The following is an 18,231-nucleotide window of genomic DNA, read 5'->3' as shown; positions in this document are numbered from 1 at the left end:
CCGCAACGTCGAGTGCGCACGGAACCATCGAAACGGGGCCGGTCAACTGCTAGCGTGGCGGCATGACTCCGTCGAAGACGCCGGCCGAGATCCTGGACATTGCCGGCACCGAGGTCCGCATCTCGAGCCCGGACAAGGTGGTGTTTCCGGAGCCCGGGCTCACGAAGCTCGACCTGGTGCGGTACTACCTGGCGGTCGCGGATGGCGCGCTGCGGGGTGCCGGCGGCCGGCCGATGGTGCTCAAGCGCTTCCCGAAGGGTATCGACGCGGAGCCGTTTTTCCAGAAGCGCGTGCCGGATAACCACCCCGAGTTCATCGACACGACCACGCTGCACTACGCGTCGGGGACGTCGGCGGAGGAGGCAGTCATCCGGGATGCGGCGGGCCTGGCGTGGGTGGTGAACCTTGGGTGCCTGGACCTCAACCCGCATCCGGTGCGCGCCGAGGACCTCGAGCACCCGGACGAACTCCGTGTGGACCTGGATCCGATGCCGGGGGTCGACTGGTCGCAGATCGTTGACGTCGCCTACGTAGCGCAGGAGGTGCTCGACGACGTGGGGCTCGTGGGGTGGCCGAAGACGAGCGGCTCGCGGGGGCTCCACATTCTGGTGCGCATCGCCCCGCAGTGGCAGTACCGAGAGGTGCGGCTCGCTGCCGAGACGCTGGCACGGGAGGTCGAAAACCGTGCCCCCGGCCTCGCCACTGCGCGGTGGTGGAAGGAGGAGCGCGGCGAGAGCGTGTTCGTCGACTTCAACCAGAACGCGAAGGACCGCACCGTGGCCTCGGCATACTCAGTGCGGCCCTTGCCCGACGCCCGGGTCTCGACGCCGCTCACCTGGGACGAGGTCCGCTCCATCCGGCCGGAACAGTTCACGGTGCTCACAGTGCCGGAGCGGTTCGCCGAGGCGGGTGACCCCCATGCCGGGATCGACGACGCCGCCGGCTCACTCGAGGGGCTGCTCGCCCTGGCCGCCGAACTCGGCCCTGCTGAGAAGGCGCCGCGCGCCGGCAACGGATCCGGCCGCCGCCAGTCGGTGATGCCGCTCATTGAGGTGGCCCGCACCAGAACCAAGCCCGAGGCACTCGCCGCACTCGACGAGTGGAAGTCCCGGCATGCGGACGTGGTCCCTGCGCTGCACCCGGCCGATGTGCTGGTCGACGGCATGCGGGGGTCGAGCTCGCTTTGGTACCGGGTGCGGGTGAATTTGCAGCATGTCCCGGAAGCGGAGCGTCCACCGCAGGAGGAGCTTATTGCCGACTACGACCCGTGGGCAGGCAGGGAGTGGCCGGGAACTGCCTGAGGACGCAGAAAATGTCCGGCGACACCGAAATGGTCCGGCGACACCCGAATGTGGGTGTCGCCGGACCATTTGCGCGTCCTGCGGCGAATAATGCGTCTTACGCCCTCCGGCCGAAGACCGGGAGCGCCCGCAGCCAGCGCGACAGGCCGCCGGAGCGCCGGTCGCAGTCGGCGGGGATGTAAAAGTCGGGATCCGTGGCGCCGAACGGCAGGTACAGCTCCTGGCCGGGTGCCGGGAATTCCGCGACGTTGTTCTTATCCTGCGAGTCCATCTGTTCCTCCTCGTTTCTTGCGCTGATCCGCTCAGTAGTTTCGCAAAGCGGAAAATAGTTTTTGATATGTGAAATCTTACGAATGCCCCCCGCGCCGCGTCAAGACCTCCGCAGCCCCGCCACCCGCCGTCGTTGGTCACAATCCGTTTTTTGAATTTGTGATGTACACCACCGGAATGCTGCGCTACGCTTTAAGGCAATTCGTGGCGCACGTCACGTAACCTGGGAGCAGCAGGCAGGGTCGTAATGAGCTGGCATCACAACTGATGTCGGCTCATTTTTTGTTTTGGGTCGACGCCACAGGAAACGCGTGGGAAACACGCACTTAATTTCTATGTGGGACTTTCGTTCCACATACCGGAAGTTGGGAACAGACCATGAGCAACAAGATCGTCCTCGGCCACAACCAGTACGGCAAGGCCGAAGTCCGCGTCGTCAAGATCACCCGCGACACCGACCGCCATGAGATCGAGGACCTGAACGTCACCTCGCAGCTCCGCGGGGACTTCGAAGCCGCCCACCTCGAGGGCGACAACGCCCACGTGGTGGCCACCGACACCCAGAAGAACACCATCTACGCCTTCGCCCGCGAAGGGGTCGGCTCCCCGGAGGCTTTCCTGCTGCGCCTCGGGGAGCACTTCACCTCCAGTTTCGAGTGGGTCACCGGCGGCCGCTGGGAAGCCGAGTCCTACGCCTGGGAGCGCATCCAGGCGCACGGCAGCGCGCACGATCACTCCTTTGTCCGCAAGGGCCAGGAAGTCCGCACCGCCGTCCTGGTCCGCGACGGCGCAGCCACCCACCTGATCTCCGGACTCAAGGACCTGACCGTCCTGAAGTCCACGCAGTCCGGTTTCGTCGGCTACCCGAAGGACAAGTACACCACCCTGCCGGAGACCACGGACCGCATCCTCGCGACCGACGTCTCGGCCCGCTGGCGCTTCAAGTCCGGCACGGACTTCAGCTCGCTGGACTTCAACAAGAGCTATGAGGACGTCAAGGGCCTTCTGCTTGAAGGATTCACCGAGAAGTACTCCCACGCCCTCCAGCAGACCCTGTTCGACATGGGCGCGAAGGTCCTGGAAGCGCACAGCGAGATCGAGGAAATCAAGTTCTCGATGCCCAACAAGCACCACTTCCTCGTGGACCTCTCGCCGTTCGGGCTCGACAACCCCAACGAGGTCTTCTACGCGGCCGACCGCCCGTACGGACTCATTGAGGCCACCGTCCTGCGCGACGACGCCGAAGCAGCCGACGCCGCGTGGTCGGGTATCGCCGGCTTCTGCTAAACCCCAGCCGATAAGGCCCGGCCGGCCCGCGGACGCCACCGCCCGCGGGCCCGCCGGCACCCCCAACAGCACCACCACAGAGTTTTTGTCCATGTATCGCGACTTAAACGCCCCTAAACCCCCAATAAGTGGACAAAAACTCCAAGCCCCGGGGGTCAACAACCGGCCCCGGCCCGAGGCGTCTACAAGACCCAAATTGTTAGCCAGACATTGTTAGCCAGACGAAGGCGTCTGCCATGAACCAAGAAAGTCTGCCATGAACATCACCAAGAAAAGCCGCCCAGCGGCAACCCGCCCGGAAGATCAGCGCCTCTCCCTCGGCAGCACTTTCGCCTACGGGTTCCAGCACGTCCTCACCATGTATGGCGGCATCATCGCCCCGCCCCTGATCATCGGCGCCGCGGCCGGCATGTCGTCGCAGGACATCGGCCTCCTGATCGCCGCCTGCCTCTTCGTCGGCGGCCTCGCCACCATCCTCCAGACCGTCGGCATCCGCTTCTTCGGCTCCCAACTACCGCTTGTCCAGGGCGTCTCCTTCGCCGGCGTCTCCACGATGGTGGCGATTGTCCACGGCGGCGGCGGAATCCAGGCGGTCTTCGGCTCGGTGATCGCGGCATCGCTGATCGGCCTGCTCATCACTCCGCTGTTTTCCAGGATCATCAAGTTCTTCCCGCCGGTTGTCACGGGCACGGTGATCACCACCATCGGCCTCACGCTGATGCCGGTGGCCGCCAACTGGGCCATGGGCGGCAACAAGGCGGCCCCCAGTTACGGCAGCATGGCCAACATCGGACTGGCGGCCGCCACCATGGCGATCGTCCTGCTGCTGAGCAAGGTGGGCAACGCCGCCATCTCCCGGCTGTCCATCCTGCTCGCGATGGTTCTTGGGACCGGCATCGCCTTCGCCTTCGGCATGGCTGACTTCTCCAAGGTGGGCACCGGCGAGATCGTCGCCTTCCCCACCCCGTTCGCGTTCGGTCCGCCCACGTTCGAGATTGCCGCGATCATCTCGATGCTCATCGTCATCCTGGTGACGCTCACCGAGACCTCCGCCGACATCATTGCCGTGGGCGAGATCGTGGGCACCAAGGTCGACTCCAAGCGGATCGGCGACGGTCTGCGGGCGGACATGCTCTCCAGCGCCATCTCGCCGCTGTTCAACTCCTTCACACAGAGCGCCTTCGCGCAGAACGTGGGCCTCGTGGCCATCACGGGCGTCAAGAGCCGCTTCGTCGTCAGCGCCGGCGGCCTCATCCTCGTCATCCTCGGCCTGCTTCCGGTCCTTGGCCGGGTGGTGGCGGCGGTGCCGACGCCCGTCCTGGGCGGTGCCGGCGTCGTACTCTTTGGAACTGTTGCCGCCAGCGGCATCCGGACACTCTCCAAGGTGGAGTACCGCAACAACATGAACCTGATCATCGTGGCCGCGTCCATCGGCTTCGGCATGATCCCGATCGCGGCACCGGCCTTCTACGACCAGTTCCCGTCCTGGTTCAGCACCATCTTCCACTCCGGCATCAGCTCGGCAGCGGTCATGGCCATCCTGCTGAACCTGCTGTTCAACCACCTCAAGGCCGGCAACTCGGAGAACCAGTCCGTGTTCGTGGCCGGCACCGGGCGCGTCGTCAAGGAGGAGGAACTGAAATGCCTGGCCGACGGCGACCGCTTCGAAGGTGGGAAGCTGATCGACTGCGACGGCAAGGAAGTCCCCATCCAGGCGTCATCCAACTCGGACCACTAAGGACCCAGCAAGCGCGAACGAACACTTAAGGGCCCCGTTTCTGCAGAGAAACGGGGCCACAAGTGTACGTTCGCGCTCCAACCAACCGAGTGCGAACTGGCAGCTAATGACCCCAAACGTGACTTTTGAGGTCATTAGCTGCCAGTTCGCGCCAAGAGAACGACGGCGGGAGGTCAGTTTTGGTTGAGCTCGTCCGAGATCGCCTGGGCTGCTTGGCGGAGGAGCGGGACGGCGCGGTCGGCGAAGGCCTGGTCCACACGGGAGACGGGCCCGGAGACGGAGATGGCGGTGGGCGTGGGCGCGTTGGGCACGGCCATCGCGAAGCAGCGCACGCCGAGCTCCTGCTCCTCCTCGTCGATCGAGTAGCCGCGTTCCCGGATCCGGTTCAGGTCCGCGATCAGGGAGTCGAAGTCGCCGATGCTCTTGGCCGTGGGCGTGGGCATGCCGGTGCGGGTCACGATGCCGCGCACCACCTCGTCGTCCAGTTGCGCCAGGATGGCCTTGCCCACGCCGGTGTCGTGGGTGTGGGCGCGGCGGCCCACCTCGGTGAACATGCGCATCGAGTGCAGCGACGGCACCTGGGCCACGTAGATGACCATGTCCGAGTCCAGCACGGCCATGTTGGACGTCTCCCCCAGCCGGTCCACGAGGGACTTCAGCTGCGGCCGGGCCAGGGCACCAAGCTGCTTGTTGGCGCCTTCACCCAGGCGGATCAGCCGCGGGCCGAGGGCGTAGCGGCGGTTGGGCAGCTGGCGGATGTACCCCAGCGCCACGAGCGTGCGCAGCAGCCGGTGGATCGTGGGCAGGGGCAGGTCAGTGGAGGAGGAGAGCTCGCTGAGCGTCACGTCGCCGCCGGCGTCGGTGATCAGTTCCAAAAGTTCAAAGACGCGCTCAACGGACTGCACGCCTCCGGAGGCCTTCTCAGCCATGTAGCACTCTCCTGTTGCCTCGAATACGACAACTCTTATCCGCATCGTGAAAAAAGTTGCTTAGACAGCCAAAGATACAGCACAGCGCCGGGCCGCGTCGATGAAAGCAGCAAGGGCTTGTCTTTCCATAAAGTAGATAATAATATCCATAATACGAAAACATTCAGCCGAAGAGCCCACCCCTGCGATGGGCCCAATCAGGAGGACATTCAATGGCGAACCCGAGCCCCGGAAACTCAATCACCCTGCGCGTGGAGGCCCCGTCGAGCTTCAGTGCCACCAGCGAACTCGCGGCAGCCGTCGGTGCGGCCGGAGCGGCGATCACCGCGCTGGACGTCACCGAGTCCCACCACGAGACGCTGGTTGTCGACGTCACCTGCAACACCACCGACCAGGACCACGCGGACCGCGTGAAGGACGCGCTCAACGCGCTCGACGGCGTCACCGTGCGCAACGTCTCGGACCGCACCTTCCTGATGCACCTCGGCGGCAAGCTTGAGGTCGTCCCGAAGGTGGCGCTGCGCAACCGCGACGACCTCTCCCGCGCCTACACGCCCGGCGTCGCCCGCGTCTGCCTTGCCATCGCCGAAAACCCCGACGCCGCCCGGAACCTGACGGTCAAGCGCAACACCATCGCCGTCCTTACCGACGGTTCAGCCGTCCTTGGCCTCGGCAACATCGGCCCCGCAGCTGCCCTGCCCGTCATGGAAGGCAAGGCGGCCCTGTTCAAGCAGTTCGCCAACGTGGACGCCTGGCCGGTCTGCCTGGACACCCAGGACACCGAGGAAATCATCATGATCGCCAAGGCAATGGCCCCCGTGTACGGCGGCATTAACCTTGAGGACATCGCGGCCCCGCGCTGCTTCGAAATCGAAAACCGGCTCCGCGAGGAACTGGACATCCCGGTCTTCCACGACGACCAGCACGGCACCGCCATCGTCACCCTGGCTGCCCTGGTCAATGCCCTGCGTGTCGTGGGCAAGAAGCTCGCGGACGTCCGGATCGTGGTCTCCGGCGTCGGCGCCGCGGGCTCAGCGATCATCCAGCTCCTCAAGGCCCAGGGCGCGCAGCACATCATCGCCGCCGGCCGCTCCGGCGCCATCCACTCGGGTGAGCAGTACGACGACGAGCACCGCTCCTGGATTGCCGCGAACACCAACGAAGAAGGCTTCTCCGGCACGCTGCACGAGGCCCTCAAGGGCGCCGACGTGTTCATCGGCGTCAGCGCCCCGCACGTCATCGGCGAGGAACAGGTCGCCTCGATGGCCAAGGACGCCATCGTCTTCGCCATGGCCAACCCCACGCCGGAAATCGACCCGACGGTGGCCTCCAAGCATGCCGCCGTGGTGGCCACCGGCCGCAGCGACTTCCCGAACCAGATCAACAACGTCCTGGCCTTCCCCGGCTTCTTCCGCGGGCTGCTGGACGCCGGGGCATCGGACATCACACCGGAGATGCTGGTGGCCGCTGCCGAGGCGATCGCCAACCGGGTTGCTGACGACGAGCTGAATGCGAGCTACATTATCCCCAGCGTCTTCGATCCCCACGTGGCCGCCGACGTCGCCACTGCGGTCGCAAACGCAGCCCATGCGGCAGCGGGTGTCCGGACCGCACACGCAGCACCCGCCGCTGTTGCCGCGACCGCGGACGCAGCTCTCGCCAACGCCTGAATCAGCCCTGGAAAGGACCCACAATGGCTATCACAGTCACAGACCCCCGGCCGATCGAGCGTGCGGAGGAAATTCTCACCCCGAAGGCCCTCGCGTTCGTGGAGGAGCTCCACAAGCGCTTCGCCGGCCGGCGCGGCGAGCTGCTCACGGACCGCAAGGCCAAGCGTGAGCAGGTGGCCCGGACCGGCAGCCTGGATTTCCTGCCGGAAACCAAGAACGTGCGCGACGGCGACTGGAAGGTTGCGCCGGCACCGGCGGCCCTGCAGGACCGCCGGGTTGAGATGACCGGCCCGGCATCGCCGGCCAAGATGGCCATCAACGCGCTGAACTCCGGCGCCAAGGTGTGGCTCGCCGACCTCGAGGACGCCAGCACGCCCACGTGGGGCAACGTCATCGACGCGATCCTCAACCTCCGCGATGCCGCGACCGGAACGCTGGCCTACACCTCCCCCGAGGGCAAGGAATACCGGCTCCGCACCGACGCGCCGCTGGCCGTCGTGGTGGCCCGGCCCCGCGGCTGGCACATGGAAGAGCGGCACCTGCTGCTCGACGGCGAACCTGCCGTCGGCGCGCTGGTGGACTTCGGCCTGCACTTCTTCCACATCGCCAAGCAGCTGGTGCTCAACGGCCACGGCCCGTACTACTACCTGCCGAAGATGGAGAGCCATCTCGAGGCACGGCTGTGGAACGACGTGTTCGTCTATGCCCAGGACTTCCTCGGTCTCGGCCAGGGCACCATCCGCGCCACCGTCCTGATTGAAACCATCCCGGCAGCGTTCGAGATGGACGAGATCCTCTACGAACTGCGGGACCACGCCTCCGGCCTGAACGCCGGCCGCTGGGACTACCTGTTCAGCATCATCAAGTACTTCCGCGACGCCGGTGCCAGCTTCGTGCTGCCGGACCGCGCCACCGTGGCCATGACGGCACCCTTCATGCGGGCCTACACGGAACTGCTCGTGAAGACCTGCCACCACCGCGGTGCCTTCGCCATGGGCGGCATGGCCGCGGTCATCCCCAACCGGCGTGAACCCGAAGTCACCGCGCAGGCCTTCGAGAAGGTCCGCGCGGACAAGACCCGCGAGGCGAACGACGGCTTCGACGGCTCGTGGGTGGCGCACCCGGACCTGGTGCCCGTCTGCCAGGAGGTGTTCGACTCCGTGCTCGGGGCCAAGCCCAACCAGCTGGACAAGCAGCGGCCCGAGGTCTCCGTCACGGCCGGCCAGCTGCTGGACATCGCCTCCGCCGAAGGCCAGGTCACCGAGGCCGGCCTGCGCCTCAACCTCTACGTCGCCGTCGCCTACACCGCCGTCTGGATCTCCGGCAACGGCGCGGTGGCCATTCACAACCTGATGGAGGATGCCGCGACGGCGGAAATCTCCCGTTCGCAGGTCTGGCAGCAGATCCGCAACGAGGTGGTCCTCGCGGACACCGGCAACAAGGTCACCCGCGAGCTGGTCACCCGCATCCTCGCCGAGGAAACGGAGAAGCTGCGCGGCGAGGTGGGCGAGGAAGCGTTCGCCCGCTACTACCAGCCCGCCAGCGCCCTGATCGGCGACATCTGCCTCTCCGAGGACTATACGGACTTCCTCACCACCCCGGCCTACGAACTGGTGGGCTGAGGCATGGCGGTACCCGAAACATCGCTGACCGCGGCCGACCTGGCCCGGATCGACGGGCAGTTGGCGGACACCGACCGGTTACTCGAGCAGAACTACCCGGGCGACGACGGCTCACGCCAGCCCGTCCACACCGTCTACGTCCCCGCGGACCGTTTCACGCCGTCGCTCGCCGCAGACTGGGGAACCCAGGCGCTGGCGACGACGGCGGCCCACCGCGGGCTGGCCCGGCTCGGTTCGCTGCTGGGACAGGACGCCGAGCTCGCCGAGGCAGTCGCCTCCCGGGTGGAGACGAAGCTGGGCAGCGAGCCGATCGAGGACCTCCGGCTCGACTTCGAGGACGGGTTCGGAGACCGTGGCGACGACGCGGAGGACGCCGCCGCCGTTGCAGCGGCTGCCACCGTGGCCGCCGCAGTCTCGGCCGGCTCCGCGCCGCCGTTCATCGGGATCCGGTTCAAGTGCTTCGAGGCCGCCACCCGCGCCCGCGGGCTGCGCACCCTGGACCTGTTCGTCTCCGGCCTGGCCGCGGCGGGCGAACTCCCGGAGGGCCTGATTCTGACGCTGCCCAAGGTCACCACCGTGGCGCAGGTGCAGGCGATGGACTTCGCGGTCTCGCGCCTTGAGGAGATCCACTCACTTCCGGCCGGCCGGCTCCGGTTCGAGGTGCAGGTGGAGACGCCGCAGCTCATCCTCGGCCCGGAGGGGACGTCCCCGGTGGCACGCCTGCCGCATGCCGTTCCCGGACGGATCAGCGGCCTGCACTACGGCACGTACGACTACTCCGCCTCCCTGCAGATCTCGGCGGAATACCAGTCCATGGAGCACCCGGTGGCCGACTTCGCCAAGGAGGTCATGCAGCTGGCCGTGGCCGGGACCGGCATCAGGCTGTCGGACGGCTCCACCAACATCATCCCGGTGGGCGACAACGTGGAAAACGCGTGGCAGCTGCACGGCCGCCTGGTTCGGCGGTCCCTGGAGCGCGGCTTCTACCAGGGCTGGGACCTGCACCCGGCCCAGCTGCCCAGCCGTTTCGCGGCAACGTATGCCTTCTACCGCCAGGGCCTGCCGGCTGCGGCGGCCCGGCTGCGGAACTATGTGGAGCAGACGGAGGGCGGTGTGATGGACGAACCGGCCACGGCCCGCGCGCTTGCCGCGTTCGTGCTGCGCGGCGTCCAGTGCGGCGCGGTGGGTGCCGACGAGGTGCTGGCGCTTGCCGGCGTCGCAATCCCCAAACTCACCGGGCTGGCCCACCCACGGCTGGCCCAGACCACTTCAAAGTAAGGATCCAATGATGGGCAAGTACTACTCCCCCCAGGGCGGCCTGCCGCCGCAGACCCACCTGACCACGGAACGGGCCATCGTCACGGAGGCCTACACGGTCATCCCCAGGGGCGTCATGACCGACATCGTGACCAGCAACCTGCCTGGCTTCTCCAACACCCGCTCCTGGATCATTGCCCGCCCCATCGCCGGCTTTGCCACCACGTTCTCGCAGCTGATCGTGGAGATCGGCCCCGGCGGCGGCGCTCCAAAGGCCGAGTTTGAACCCGGCGTTGAGGGCGTTGTATTTGTCACCAAAGGCAAGGTCAACCTGACGCTCGACGGCGAACTGCACCAGCTTGAGGAAGGCGGCTACGCCTACCTGGCCGCTGGCGCCACCTGGGGCCTGGAGAACGTCTCCGACGACGTCGTCTCCTTCCAATGGATCCGCAAGGCCTACGAGCGGCTTGAGGGTTACGAGGCAAAGTCCTTCGTCACCAGTGATGCCGAGGTGGAACCCACCGCGATGCCGGATACCAACGGCGCCTGGAAGACCACCCGCTTCACGGATTCCAGCGACCTGGCCCACGACATGCAGGTGAACATTGTGACGTTCCAGCCGGGCGGGGTCATCCCGTTCCCGGAGACCCACGTCATGGAGCACGGCCTGTACGTCCTGGAGGGCAAGGCCATGTACCTTCTCAACAACGACTGGGTGGAGGTGGAGGCCGGCGACTTCATGTGGCTGCGCGCCTTCTGCCCGCAGGCCTGCTACGCCGGCGGTCCCGGAGAGTTCCGTTATCTCCTGTACAAGGACATGAACCGCCAGGTCCGCCTGACGTAGATCCTTCCCGGACCGCCCGACGCCGAGATCGCCGGAAGCCTGCGAATTCGCTGCAGGGAGCTCCCGGCGATCTCGCACGTTTCCGGCGATTTCGCGTCCGAATGCCACTCACCCGGCCAACGCGACCAACCCCTTGCATCGAAAGGGGGCGCAGGGAAGCATGGGGGCATGCTGACGATCGGAACGACAGTCCTTGGTGTCAACGACGTCGCCCGCGCCACCGCTTTCTGGTGCGACGCGCTCGGCTACATCCCGCGGGAGGACGGCGACGAAACGTGGGTGGTACTGGTCCCGCAAAAAGGCGACGGCGCCCGCCTCGCCCTCATGCTCAGCGAGACCCCCGTGCAGTCCCATCCGCGCCTTCACCTCGATCTCTACGCCGATGACCAGGCCGCCGAGGTGGAGCGCCTCGTCGATCTGGGGGCATCCCGCGTGGACTGGGATTCTTATCCGGATGACCCGGATTTCATCGTGCTGGAAGACCCGGACGGAAACCGCTTCTGCGTTGTGGATGCGGCAGCCTGAGGGCCTGACTTGGACCGCTTAACGGAAAGCGGCTGACGGGTGAGTCGCCCGCCAGCCGCCGTCCCGGACCCCGCTGCTAAAGCCCGGCGTCTCTTAACTTCAGTGTCCATAGATCAGGTGACGGGATGCCGTCCTGTCGCTGCACGTCACGTTCTTTCGACCGTAACGTGCCCGGGCTCCGATGTGAAGATCAGTATGCTTATCAATTTTTCGGGATTCAAGACCGGAAAGTAAGCATCCTTGCTTTTCTCTTGTTTAGGCCGGAAAACGCTCCTAGCGTAGGAACTGATCCTGCCCCCTAGGAAAGGCGTCCATCATGTCGCTCTACCAGCCCGAACCGGTGGAAATCTCCACGCGCATGCGTCCAGGCGAATGGACTGAGGCCAGCCTCGAGGAGCTGGTGACCACCTACCGCGCGAAGATCCTCGCCATGGGGGCGGCGGTTTCGGAAGTGCTCACCGACGTGGTCAGGAACGACGACGGCTCCGTTGCGGTTGCGGTGTCGTGGAACAAGGGCGCCTACGCCGACGAGCCCGAGGGCGGCGGGTTTACGAACAGCGGATCCGGGGTGGACACGGCCGAAGCCTGAGCCTAGCCCTCGAGCAGCTTTCCGATCGCGCTGCGGCCCAGGTTCTCCAGCAGCTGGCGCGGACCGTCGTAGACCTCAACTGCCCCTGCATCGCGCAATTCTGCCTCGCTGGTGCCGCCGCACGTGAAGGCGATGGTGGGCATGCCGAGCCTGCTGGCGGCCATAACGTCCCACACCGCATCCCCCACATAGACCGCTTCGGAGGCCTGAACTCCCACGGCCTCCAGCGCCGCAATCAGGATGTCCGGCTCGGGCTTGCTGTTCTCCGCATCGTTGGAGCTCGTTGCGGCGTCGATGAAGTCATCCGCCGACAGGGCCGACCGCAGCGCCTTGAGATCCTGCTCCCTCGCGGACGAGGCCAGCGCCACCGCCAAACCGCTCTGGCTGCATGCGGCCAGCAGGTCCCGGGCGCCGTCGAGGGCGCGAAGCGACGGCCAGTAGGTGCCGAAAACCCCGGAATGGGCCGACAGTATGGCCTCGTCAACTTCCATGTCCCGGGACTCCGGCAGCAGATTGTCCACCAGGCGCGCCCCGCCCATCCCCACACAGCGGTGGATCCGGGCCATGGGCACGTCGAAACCCGACTGGCGGAACGCCTGCCACCAGGCGAGCGTGTGGATGTAGGCGGAGTCGATCAGCGTCCCGTCAACATCGAACAGGACACCTTTATCCCTGCGCCGCCCAGACATTATTGCCCCTCCTTCTGCTCCACCGATCGTCCCGCTCACCCGGTAGCGGCCTTCGAGCGGAGCGGTTTGTCGCTTCGACGGGGCCTGCGCTGGTTCAGTTCCAGGGCGCTGGTCACCAGCGCGAAGTGGCTGAATGCCTGCGGCGTGTTCCCCAGGTGCCGACCGCTCTGGACACCCCATTCCTCGCTCAGCAGGCCGACGTCGTTGCGCAGCGAAAGCAACCGCTCGAACAGTTCCGTGGCCTCCCTGCGCCGGCCTGCCCCGAGCAGCGCCTCCACGAGCCAGAAGGAACAGGCGAGGAACACGCCCTCTCCCCCCGGCAGTCCGTCGTCGCTCACCTGGGGCCGGTAGCGGAGCACGAACCCGTCCTCGGTCAGCTCACGCTGGATGGCGTCGATTGTGCCGATGACCCGTGGATCGTCGGGCGGCAGGAAGCCCACGCGGGGAATCAGGAGAAGGCTGGCATCGAGCTCGGGCCGGCCATAGCTTTGCGTGAAGGTGTTCCGGCCTGCGTCGAATCCGTTGGCCATGACCTCGGCGTGGATGGTGTCGCGGAGCGCTTCCCACCGGTCAGCGGGACCCGGAAGCCCCGAATCCCGCACGCCTTTGACCATCCGGTCCGCCGCCACCCATGCCATCACCTTGGAGTGGGTGAAATGGCGGCGCGGGCCGCGCATCTCCCACAGCCCGTTATCCGGCTGGTCCCAGGCACCTTCGAGGTATTCCATCAGCGCCACCTGGACGTCCCAGGCCTCGTCCGTGTGCTTCAGCAAGGAGTTGCGGGTCAGGGCAAGGCAGTCCAGCACCTCACCCCACACATCCAACTGCAACTGGCCGGCGGCTGCGTTGCCCACCCTGACCGGCGCCGAATTCTCGTAGCCGGCCAGCCAGGGCAGTTCCAGCTCCGGCAGCCTGCGTTCGCCGTGGATTCCGTACATGATCTGCAGGTCGGCCGGGTCCCCTGCCACGGCCCGCAGCAGCCAGTCACGCCAGGCCGCCGCCTCGGAGGTGTAGCCGGCGGCGAGCAGTGCCTGCAGCGTCAGGGTGGCGTCGCGGAGCCAGCAGAAGCGGTAGTCCCAGTTCCGCGGACCGCCCAGCTGCTCCGGCAGCGACGTGGTCACGGCCGCAACGATCCCTCCGGTGGGCGCGTAGGTAAGGGCTTTGAGCGTGATTAGCGAGCGCTGGACGGCATCCTTGTACGGCCCGGACACCTTGCATTTATCCGTCCATTCCTGCCAGAACCGTTCGGTGGAATCGAGGACTTCCTCGGCGTCCACGGACCGGGGCCTGCGGACATGGCTGGGCGCCCACGTCAGCACGAACGGCACCCGTTCGCCGGCCTTCACGGTGAAGTCGCTGACGGTGTGCATGCGTTCGCCGCGCAGCGGGGCGGTGGTCACCAGGTAGGCAGAGTCCGGACCGGCGATGGCGTGGAGGCCGTGGCTATCCCGGCGCACCCAGGGCATGATGTGGCCGTAGTCGAAGCGCAGGGCGAGTTCGCTTCTCATCCGGACGTGTCCGTGCAGCCCCACGACGATCCGCACAATGTCCGCCACCTCGTCGCGGGGCGGCATGAAATCAATGACCCGGACGGCGCCGTCGTCGGTTTCCCACTCCGTTTCCAGGATGAGGGTGTGCCGGCGGTAGCGGCGGCGCGTGCAGCCGCCCCCGGCTGCCGGGGCCAGGAGCCAGCGGCCCGCTTCGGGGGTGTCGAGGAGTGCATTGAAGCAGGCCGGCGAATCGAACCGCGGCAGGCACAGCCAGTCAATCGACCCTTCAGTGCTGACCAGGGCCGCCGTGTGAAGATCCCCGACCACCGCATAATCCTCGATGCGTACCATGCCCTTACAGTGCCACAGCAGGACCCGCTGCACGAGGGGTGGCCGGGTGTAGCCTGAAGTTGGGTGGAGCGGCCGCCGGAGACTTGACCAGTGGGCATTGCCCAGTCGGCATTACCCAATCAGCTGCCCAGCCACCCGGCGTTGCCGGCGCGACGGGCGGAAGTGGAGCCCTTTGTGGATAGTCGGGTGAACATCCACATCGGCACGTCCGGTTGGAGCTACGACCACTGGGAAAATGTGCTGTACCCGCCCGGGCTTCCCACCAGGGACAGGCTGCAGCACTACGTGGCACGCTTCAGCACGGTGGAGCTGAACGCCAGCTTCTACCGCTGGCCGCGGGACACCACGTTCGCCGGCTGGCGGACCAGGCTGCCGCCCGGTTTTGCCCTGTCCGTCAAAGCCCCGCGCGGGCTCACCCACGCCAAGAAACTGTACGGCCCGGAAGTCTGGATCGAACGGATCTCGCGGTGCTGGCACGAGCTCGGCGACAAGCGCGCGGTGCTGCTGGTCCAGCTGCCTCCCGGCATGGCGAGGGATGACGCCCGTCTGGACTATTTCCTCGGCGCCATGCCCGAGTGGATCCGGGTGGCCGTGGAGTTCCGGCATCCGAGCTGGGAGCAGCCGGAGGTGTACAGCCTGCTGGAACGTCACCGGGCCGCATATACCGTCATGAGCGGCGCCAATCTGCCCTGCAACCTGCAGGCCACCGCCCCGTTCGTCTACGTCAGGCTGCACGGGCCCGACCACCAGTACCTGTACGGCGGCTCCTACTCGGACGGGGAACTGGGCTGGTGGGCGGACAGGATCCGGGAGTGGCGCAGTTCGGGACGGGAAGTGTTCGCGTATTTCAACAACGACGGCGGCGGCAACGCCGTGCGTAATGCCGCCACCCTGCGCGGCATGCTGGGAGACGGCGGCGAGTAACAGAGCGCAGGCGGGCAGCCCGTGGGCTGCTGCCCTGTGGCAGAGTGAAGGCATGGACATGGCGTCACAGGAATCACCGTTGTCGGGGACGAGTTTGTCAGGGACGCGAGTCTTCCGGCTGGCCCACCGGCTCTCGGATGCGATCAACACGGCGCGACTGAAGGTCGCCCGGCGCTGGAAGTTCGAACCCAAGACCATCGCCTACCAGGGCTACGGGTCCACCGAGTGGGTCCGGGTCCTGGGCCGTGTGGTCCTGGCCAGCAAGCCCGTGCCCGGCAGCCGCGCCGATCATGCCGCCCGGAACGGCACCGAGAATGTGCGCGGCTGGCGCGCCTTCACCAGCGTTCCCATTCCCGGCTCCGACTTGGAGATCGAGATCGGCGGAACAGTGACGAAGGTCAAGGCCGACCGCGGCGGGCTGGTGGACATCGATATCCCGGTGTCCCTCCCCCCGGGCCGGCACACCGCCGTCCTCCGCTCCGCGGGCACCGAAGCGGTGGAAGCCAGCATTTTTGTCATCGCCCCGGACACAAAGTTCGGCATCGTCTCCGACATCGACGACACCGTCATGGTCACGGCACTGCCCCGGCCGTTCCTGGCGCTCTGGAACACGTTTGTGCTGAGTGAGCGGGCCAGGATGGCCACCCCGGGCATGGCAGTTCTGCTGGACCGGCTCACCGTCGAGCATCCCGACGCGCCGGTCATCTATCTTTCTACGGGCCCCTGGAACGCAGCCCCCACCCTGGCACGGTTCCTGACCCGGAACATGTATCCGGCCGGACCGCTGCTGCTGACGGACTGGGGGCTGACCCAGGACCGCTGGTTCCGCAGCGGCCAGGAACACAAGCGCCGCAACCTTGAAAGGCTGGCTGCGGAATTCCCGCACGTGCGCTGGCTGCTGATTGGCGACAACGGCCAGCACGACGAGCAGATCTACTCGCAGTTCACGCAGCACAACGCGGACAAGGTCGCGGCCATCGCCATCCGGCAGCTGTCCGTCAGTGAGGCCGTCTTCGCCGGCGGCCACTCCGAAGACGGCGACCACAGCGCCTCGACGGTGCCCTGGATCTACTCGCCCGACGGCGCGGGCATAGCCCGCCAGCTCCGGGAGCTCGAACTGCTTTAGGGGCCTGGGCTGCCTCCGGGAACCTAACTGCCGCCCTAGGTGACCGGACCGCCGTCGGACATGCCGCCGTCGGACATCCCTGCGTCCGTCAGCGGGCCGTCCGGCCCCGCTGCCGCTGCGGCGACGGCGGCATCCGCCGAGGCTGCCAGCTTCCGTTCCTCCTGCAGTTCCTGGAACCAGTAGAAGGAGGCCTTCGGCGTGCGCACTTGCGTCTCGAAATCCACGTGCACCAGACCGAACGGCTGCTTGTAGCCGCCGGACCACTCGAAGTTGTCCATGAAAGTCCAGACGTAATAGCCGCGCAGGTCGATCTTCTCGGCCGCGCCGCCGGGGGCCGTGACCCGAAGGGCCGTTTCAATGTGGTCCGAAAGGTACCTGAGCCGCCGCTCATCGGGAACAAAGACCCGCTTCGTCGACTTGTCCCGGACTATGACGTCGACAAAGCTCGCCCCGCCCTCCGTGATGATCACCGGCGGAAGATTCGGGTACCGCTCGGCCATTTCCTTAAGCGCCACGGCCATATACTCGGGCTTCACGGGCCACCCGTAGGCAGTGGTTTCGGTGTCCGGCCACGGCTCAATGTGCAGCGGGGCTCCGGGCGTGGCGTCCCTGAGGTCATCCCCCATCGCCTCAGCCATGGCCGCCGGAACGGGGCTGTCACCGCCGCCGGCAGCCACGCGGGTGGGCATGTAGTAGTTGAGCCCGTAGAAGTCCAGCGGCTGGGAGATGATGGCCATGTCCTCGTCGGGGTGGTCGAAGGACGAGAAGAACTTCCCGAGGCGAATGAGGTCCGGATATTTCCCGGTGAGCACGGGGTCCGCGTAAAGCCGGTTCTGCGCAATGTCCATCGCTCCAGCGCTCATCCAGTCGAGGGGGTTGCCTGAGTGGGGCACCACGGGCGAGTACACGTTGGTCATGCCGATTTCGCCGGGCACCTTGGCGGCCCGCAGAGCCTGCAGGGCAAGGCCATGGCCCAGCAGCTGGTGGTGCACGGTGGGCAGGCCGTTGGCAAAGTCGGCCTTCCCCGGGGAGTGGATGCCAAGGGCGTAGCCGTTGGTGGTCACGGTGGCGGGTTCGTTGATGGTTACCCAGCGCGCCACCCGGTCGCCATACGCGGCCGCGGCGATGGCGGCGAACTCCCCCAACCGGTAGGCGGTGTCCCGGTTGAGCCAGCCGCCGTCCTCTTCGAGAGCCAGCGGCGTGTCCCAGTGGTAGAGCGTGACCATAGGCGAAATCCCATTGGCCAGCAGTTCATCCAGCAGGCGGTCGTAGAAGTCCAGTCCGGCCCGGTTCACCGCTCCGCGCCCGTCCGGCTGGATCCGGGGCCACGCCAGCGAGAACCGGTAGGAATCGATGCCCAGTTCCTTCATCAGGGCCACGTCCTGGGGCATGCGGTGGTAGTGGTCGCACGCCACCGCGGGGCTGTGGCCGTCAACAATGGTCCCGGGCCGTGCCGCGAAGACGTCCCAGCCGGCAGGTCCGCGGCCGTCCTCGTCGAGCGCCCCTTCAATCTGAAACGCGGCCATAGCCACCCCCAGGGTGAATCCCGTCGGAACCATGGCGGCCAATTCTTTGGCGGAACGATGCATCGCTGGACCTCTGTGATGTTGTCAGCGGCC

General features: G+C 66.6%; 16 protein-coding genes. 11 read left to right on the top strand and 5 right to left on the bottom strand.

The genetic code is table 11. The features are described 5' to 3' along the window. The first annotated feature begins 62 nt into the window (after nucleotides 1-62). Nucleotides 63-1,301, top strand: a complete 1,239-nt coding sequence (ligD, locus tag ACFRAU_RS23020) for a non-homologous end-joining DNA ligase (protein WP_378001641.1) — start codon at nucleotides 63-65, stop codon at nucleotides 1,299-1,301. A gap of 97 nt (nucleotides 1,302-1,398) precedes the next feature. Here the strand turns inward: ligD and ACFRAU_RS23015 are convergent, their stop codons facing one another. Further along, entirely contained in the window at nucleotides 1,399-1,572 is a 174-nt protein-coding gene (locus ACFRAU_RS23015; protein ID WP_377996726.1) for a hypothetical protein, read from the bottom strand. Between the two features lie 377 nt (nucleotides 1,573-1,949). On the opposite strand from ACFRAU_RS23015, the gene pucL reads away from it, so the two are divergent. Together pucL and ACFRAU_RS23005 are read left to right on the top strand one after the other, a co-directional pair. Beyond that, nucleotides 1,950-2,858 (top strand): factor-independent urate hydroxylase, encoded by a 909-nt coding sequence (pucL, locus tag ACFRAU_RS23010; protein WP_377996725.1) that lies wholly within the window; start codon nucleotides 1,950-1,952, stop codon nucleotides 2,856-2,858. A 256-nt stretch (nucleotides 2,859-3,114) separates the two neighbouring features. Next, the gene (locus tag ACFRAU_RS23005; protein WP_378001640.1) at nucleotides 3,115-4,596 is read left to right on the top strand and encodes a nucleobase:cation symporter-2 family protein; all 1,482 of its coding nucleotides are present in this window, start codon (nucleotides 3,115-3,117) and stop codon (nucleotides 4,594-4,596) included. 173 nt (nucleotides 4,597-4,769) lie between these two features. Here the strand turns inward: ACFRAU_RS23005 and ACFRAU_RS23000 are convergent, their stop codons facing one another. Further along, nucleotides 4,770-5,525, bottom strand: a complete 756-nt coding sequence (locus ACFRAU_RS23000; protein WP_377996723.1) for an IclR family transcriptional regulator — start codon at nucleotides 5,523-5,525, stop codon at nucleotides 4,770-4,772. Between the two features lie 212 nt (nucleotides 5,526-5,737). On the opposite strand from ACFRAU_RS23000, the gene ACFRAU_RS22995 reads away from it, so the two are divergent. The 6 genes from ACFRAU_RS22995 (at nucleotide 5,738) to ACFRAU_RS22970 (ending at nucleotide 12,032) form a co-directional block, all read left to right on the top strand. Continuing rightward, nucleotides 5,738-7,195, top strand: coding sequence for an NAD-dependent malic enzyme (locus tag ACFRAU_RS22995; RefSeq protein ID WP_378001639.1), 1,458 nt, complete (start codon nucleotides 5,738-5,740; stop codon nucleotides 7,193-7,195). Nucleotides 7,196-7,218: 23 nt separating this feature from the next. Then, entirely contained in the window at nucleotides 7,219-8,817 is a 1,599-nt protein-coding gene (gene aceB / locus ACFRAU_RS22990) for a malate synthase A (RefSeq protein WP_378001638.1), read from the top strand. A 3-nt stretch (nucleotides 8,818-8,820) separates the two neighbouring features. Next, nucleotides 8,821-10,095, top strand: coding sequence for a DUF6986 family protein (locus ACFRAU_RS22985; protein ID WP_378001637.1), 1,275 nt, complete (start codon nucleotides 8,821-8,823; stop codon nucleotides 10,093-10,095). 10 nt (nucleotides 10,096-10,105) lie between these two features. Beyond that, entirely contained in the window at nucleotides 10,106-10,918 is an 813-nt protein-coding gene (locus tag ACFRAU_RS22980; RefSeq protein ID WP_378001636.1) for a bifunctional allantoicase/(S)-ureidoglycine aminohydrolase, read from the top strand. 168 nt (nucleotides 10,919-11,086) lie between these two features. Next, nucleotides 11,087-11,443, top strand: coding sequence for a VOC family protein (locus ACFRAU_RS22975; RefSeq protein ID WP_377996718.1), 357 nt, complete (start codon nucleotides 11,087-11,089; stop codon nucleotides 11,441-11,443). 316 nt (nucleotides 11,444-11,759) lie between these two features. Next, nucleotides 11,760-12,032, top strand: a complete 273-nt coding sequence (locus ACFRAU_RS22970; RefSeq protein ID WP_378001635.1) for a hypothetical protein — start codon at nucleotides 11,760-11,762, stop codon at nucleotides 12,030-12,032. A 2-nt stretch (nucleotides 12,033-12,034) separates the two neighbouring features. On the opposite strand, the gene ACFRAU_RS22965 is transcribed toward ACFRAU_RS22970, so the two are convergent. Together ACFRAU_RS22965 and ACFRAU_RS22960 are read right to left on the bottom strand one after the other, a co-directional pair. Beyond that, complete coding sequence (locus ACFRAU_RS22965) at nucleotides 12,035-12,721, bottom strand: HAD family hydrolase (RefSeq protein ID WP_378001634.1); 687 nt, start codon at nucleotides 12,719-12,721, stop codon at nucleotides 12,035-12,037. Nucleotides 12,722-12,756: 35 nt separating this feature from the next. Next, nucleotides 12,757-14,562 (bottom strand): glycoside hydrolase family 15 protein, encoded by a 1,806-nt coding sequence (locus ACFRAU_RS22960; RefSeq protein ID WP_377996715.1) that lies wholly within the window; start codon nucleotides 14,560-14,562, stop codon nucleotides 12,757-12,759. A gap of 186 nt (nucleotides 14,563-14,748) precedes the next feature. On the opposite strand from ACFRAU_RS22960, the gene ACFRAU_RS22955 reads away from it, so the two are divergent. Next, on the top strand, nucleotides 14,749-15,486 hold the full coding sequence (locus tag ACFRAU_RS22955; RefSeq protein WP_378001633.1) for a DUF72 domain-containing protein: 738 nt from the start codon (nucleotides 14,749-14,751) through the stop codon (nucleotides 15,484-15,486). 52 nt (nucleotides 15,487-15,538) lie between these two features. Beyond that, on the top strand, nucleotides 15,539-16,612 hold the full coding sequence (locus tag ACFRAU_RS22950; RefSeq protein ID WP_377996713.1) for an App1 family protein: 1,074 nt from the start codon (nucleotides 15,539-15,541) through the stop codon (nucleotides 16,610-16,612). 35 nt (nucleotides 16,613-16,647) lie between these two features. Here the strand turns inward: ACFRAU_RS22950 and ACFRAU_RS22945 are convergent, their stop codons facing one another. Beyond that, complete coding sequence (locus ACFRAU_RS22945) at nucleotides 16,648-18,201, bottom strand: GH1 family beta-glucosidase (RefSeq protein ID WP_378001632.1); 1,554 nt, start codon at nucleotides 18,199-18,201, stop codon at nucleotides 16,648-16,650. Between the last annotated feature and the right edge of the window lie 30 nt (nucleotides 18,202-18,231).

The organism is Arthrobacter sp. NPDC056691 (assembly GCF_042791415.1).
GTDB lineage: Bacteria > Actinomycetota > Actinomycetes > Actinomycetales > Micrococcaceae > Arthrobacter.
Note: the sequence above shows the minus strand (reverse complement) of the source record. Positions and strands in the feature narration are given on the sequence as shown.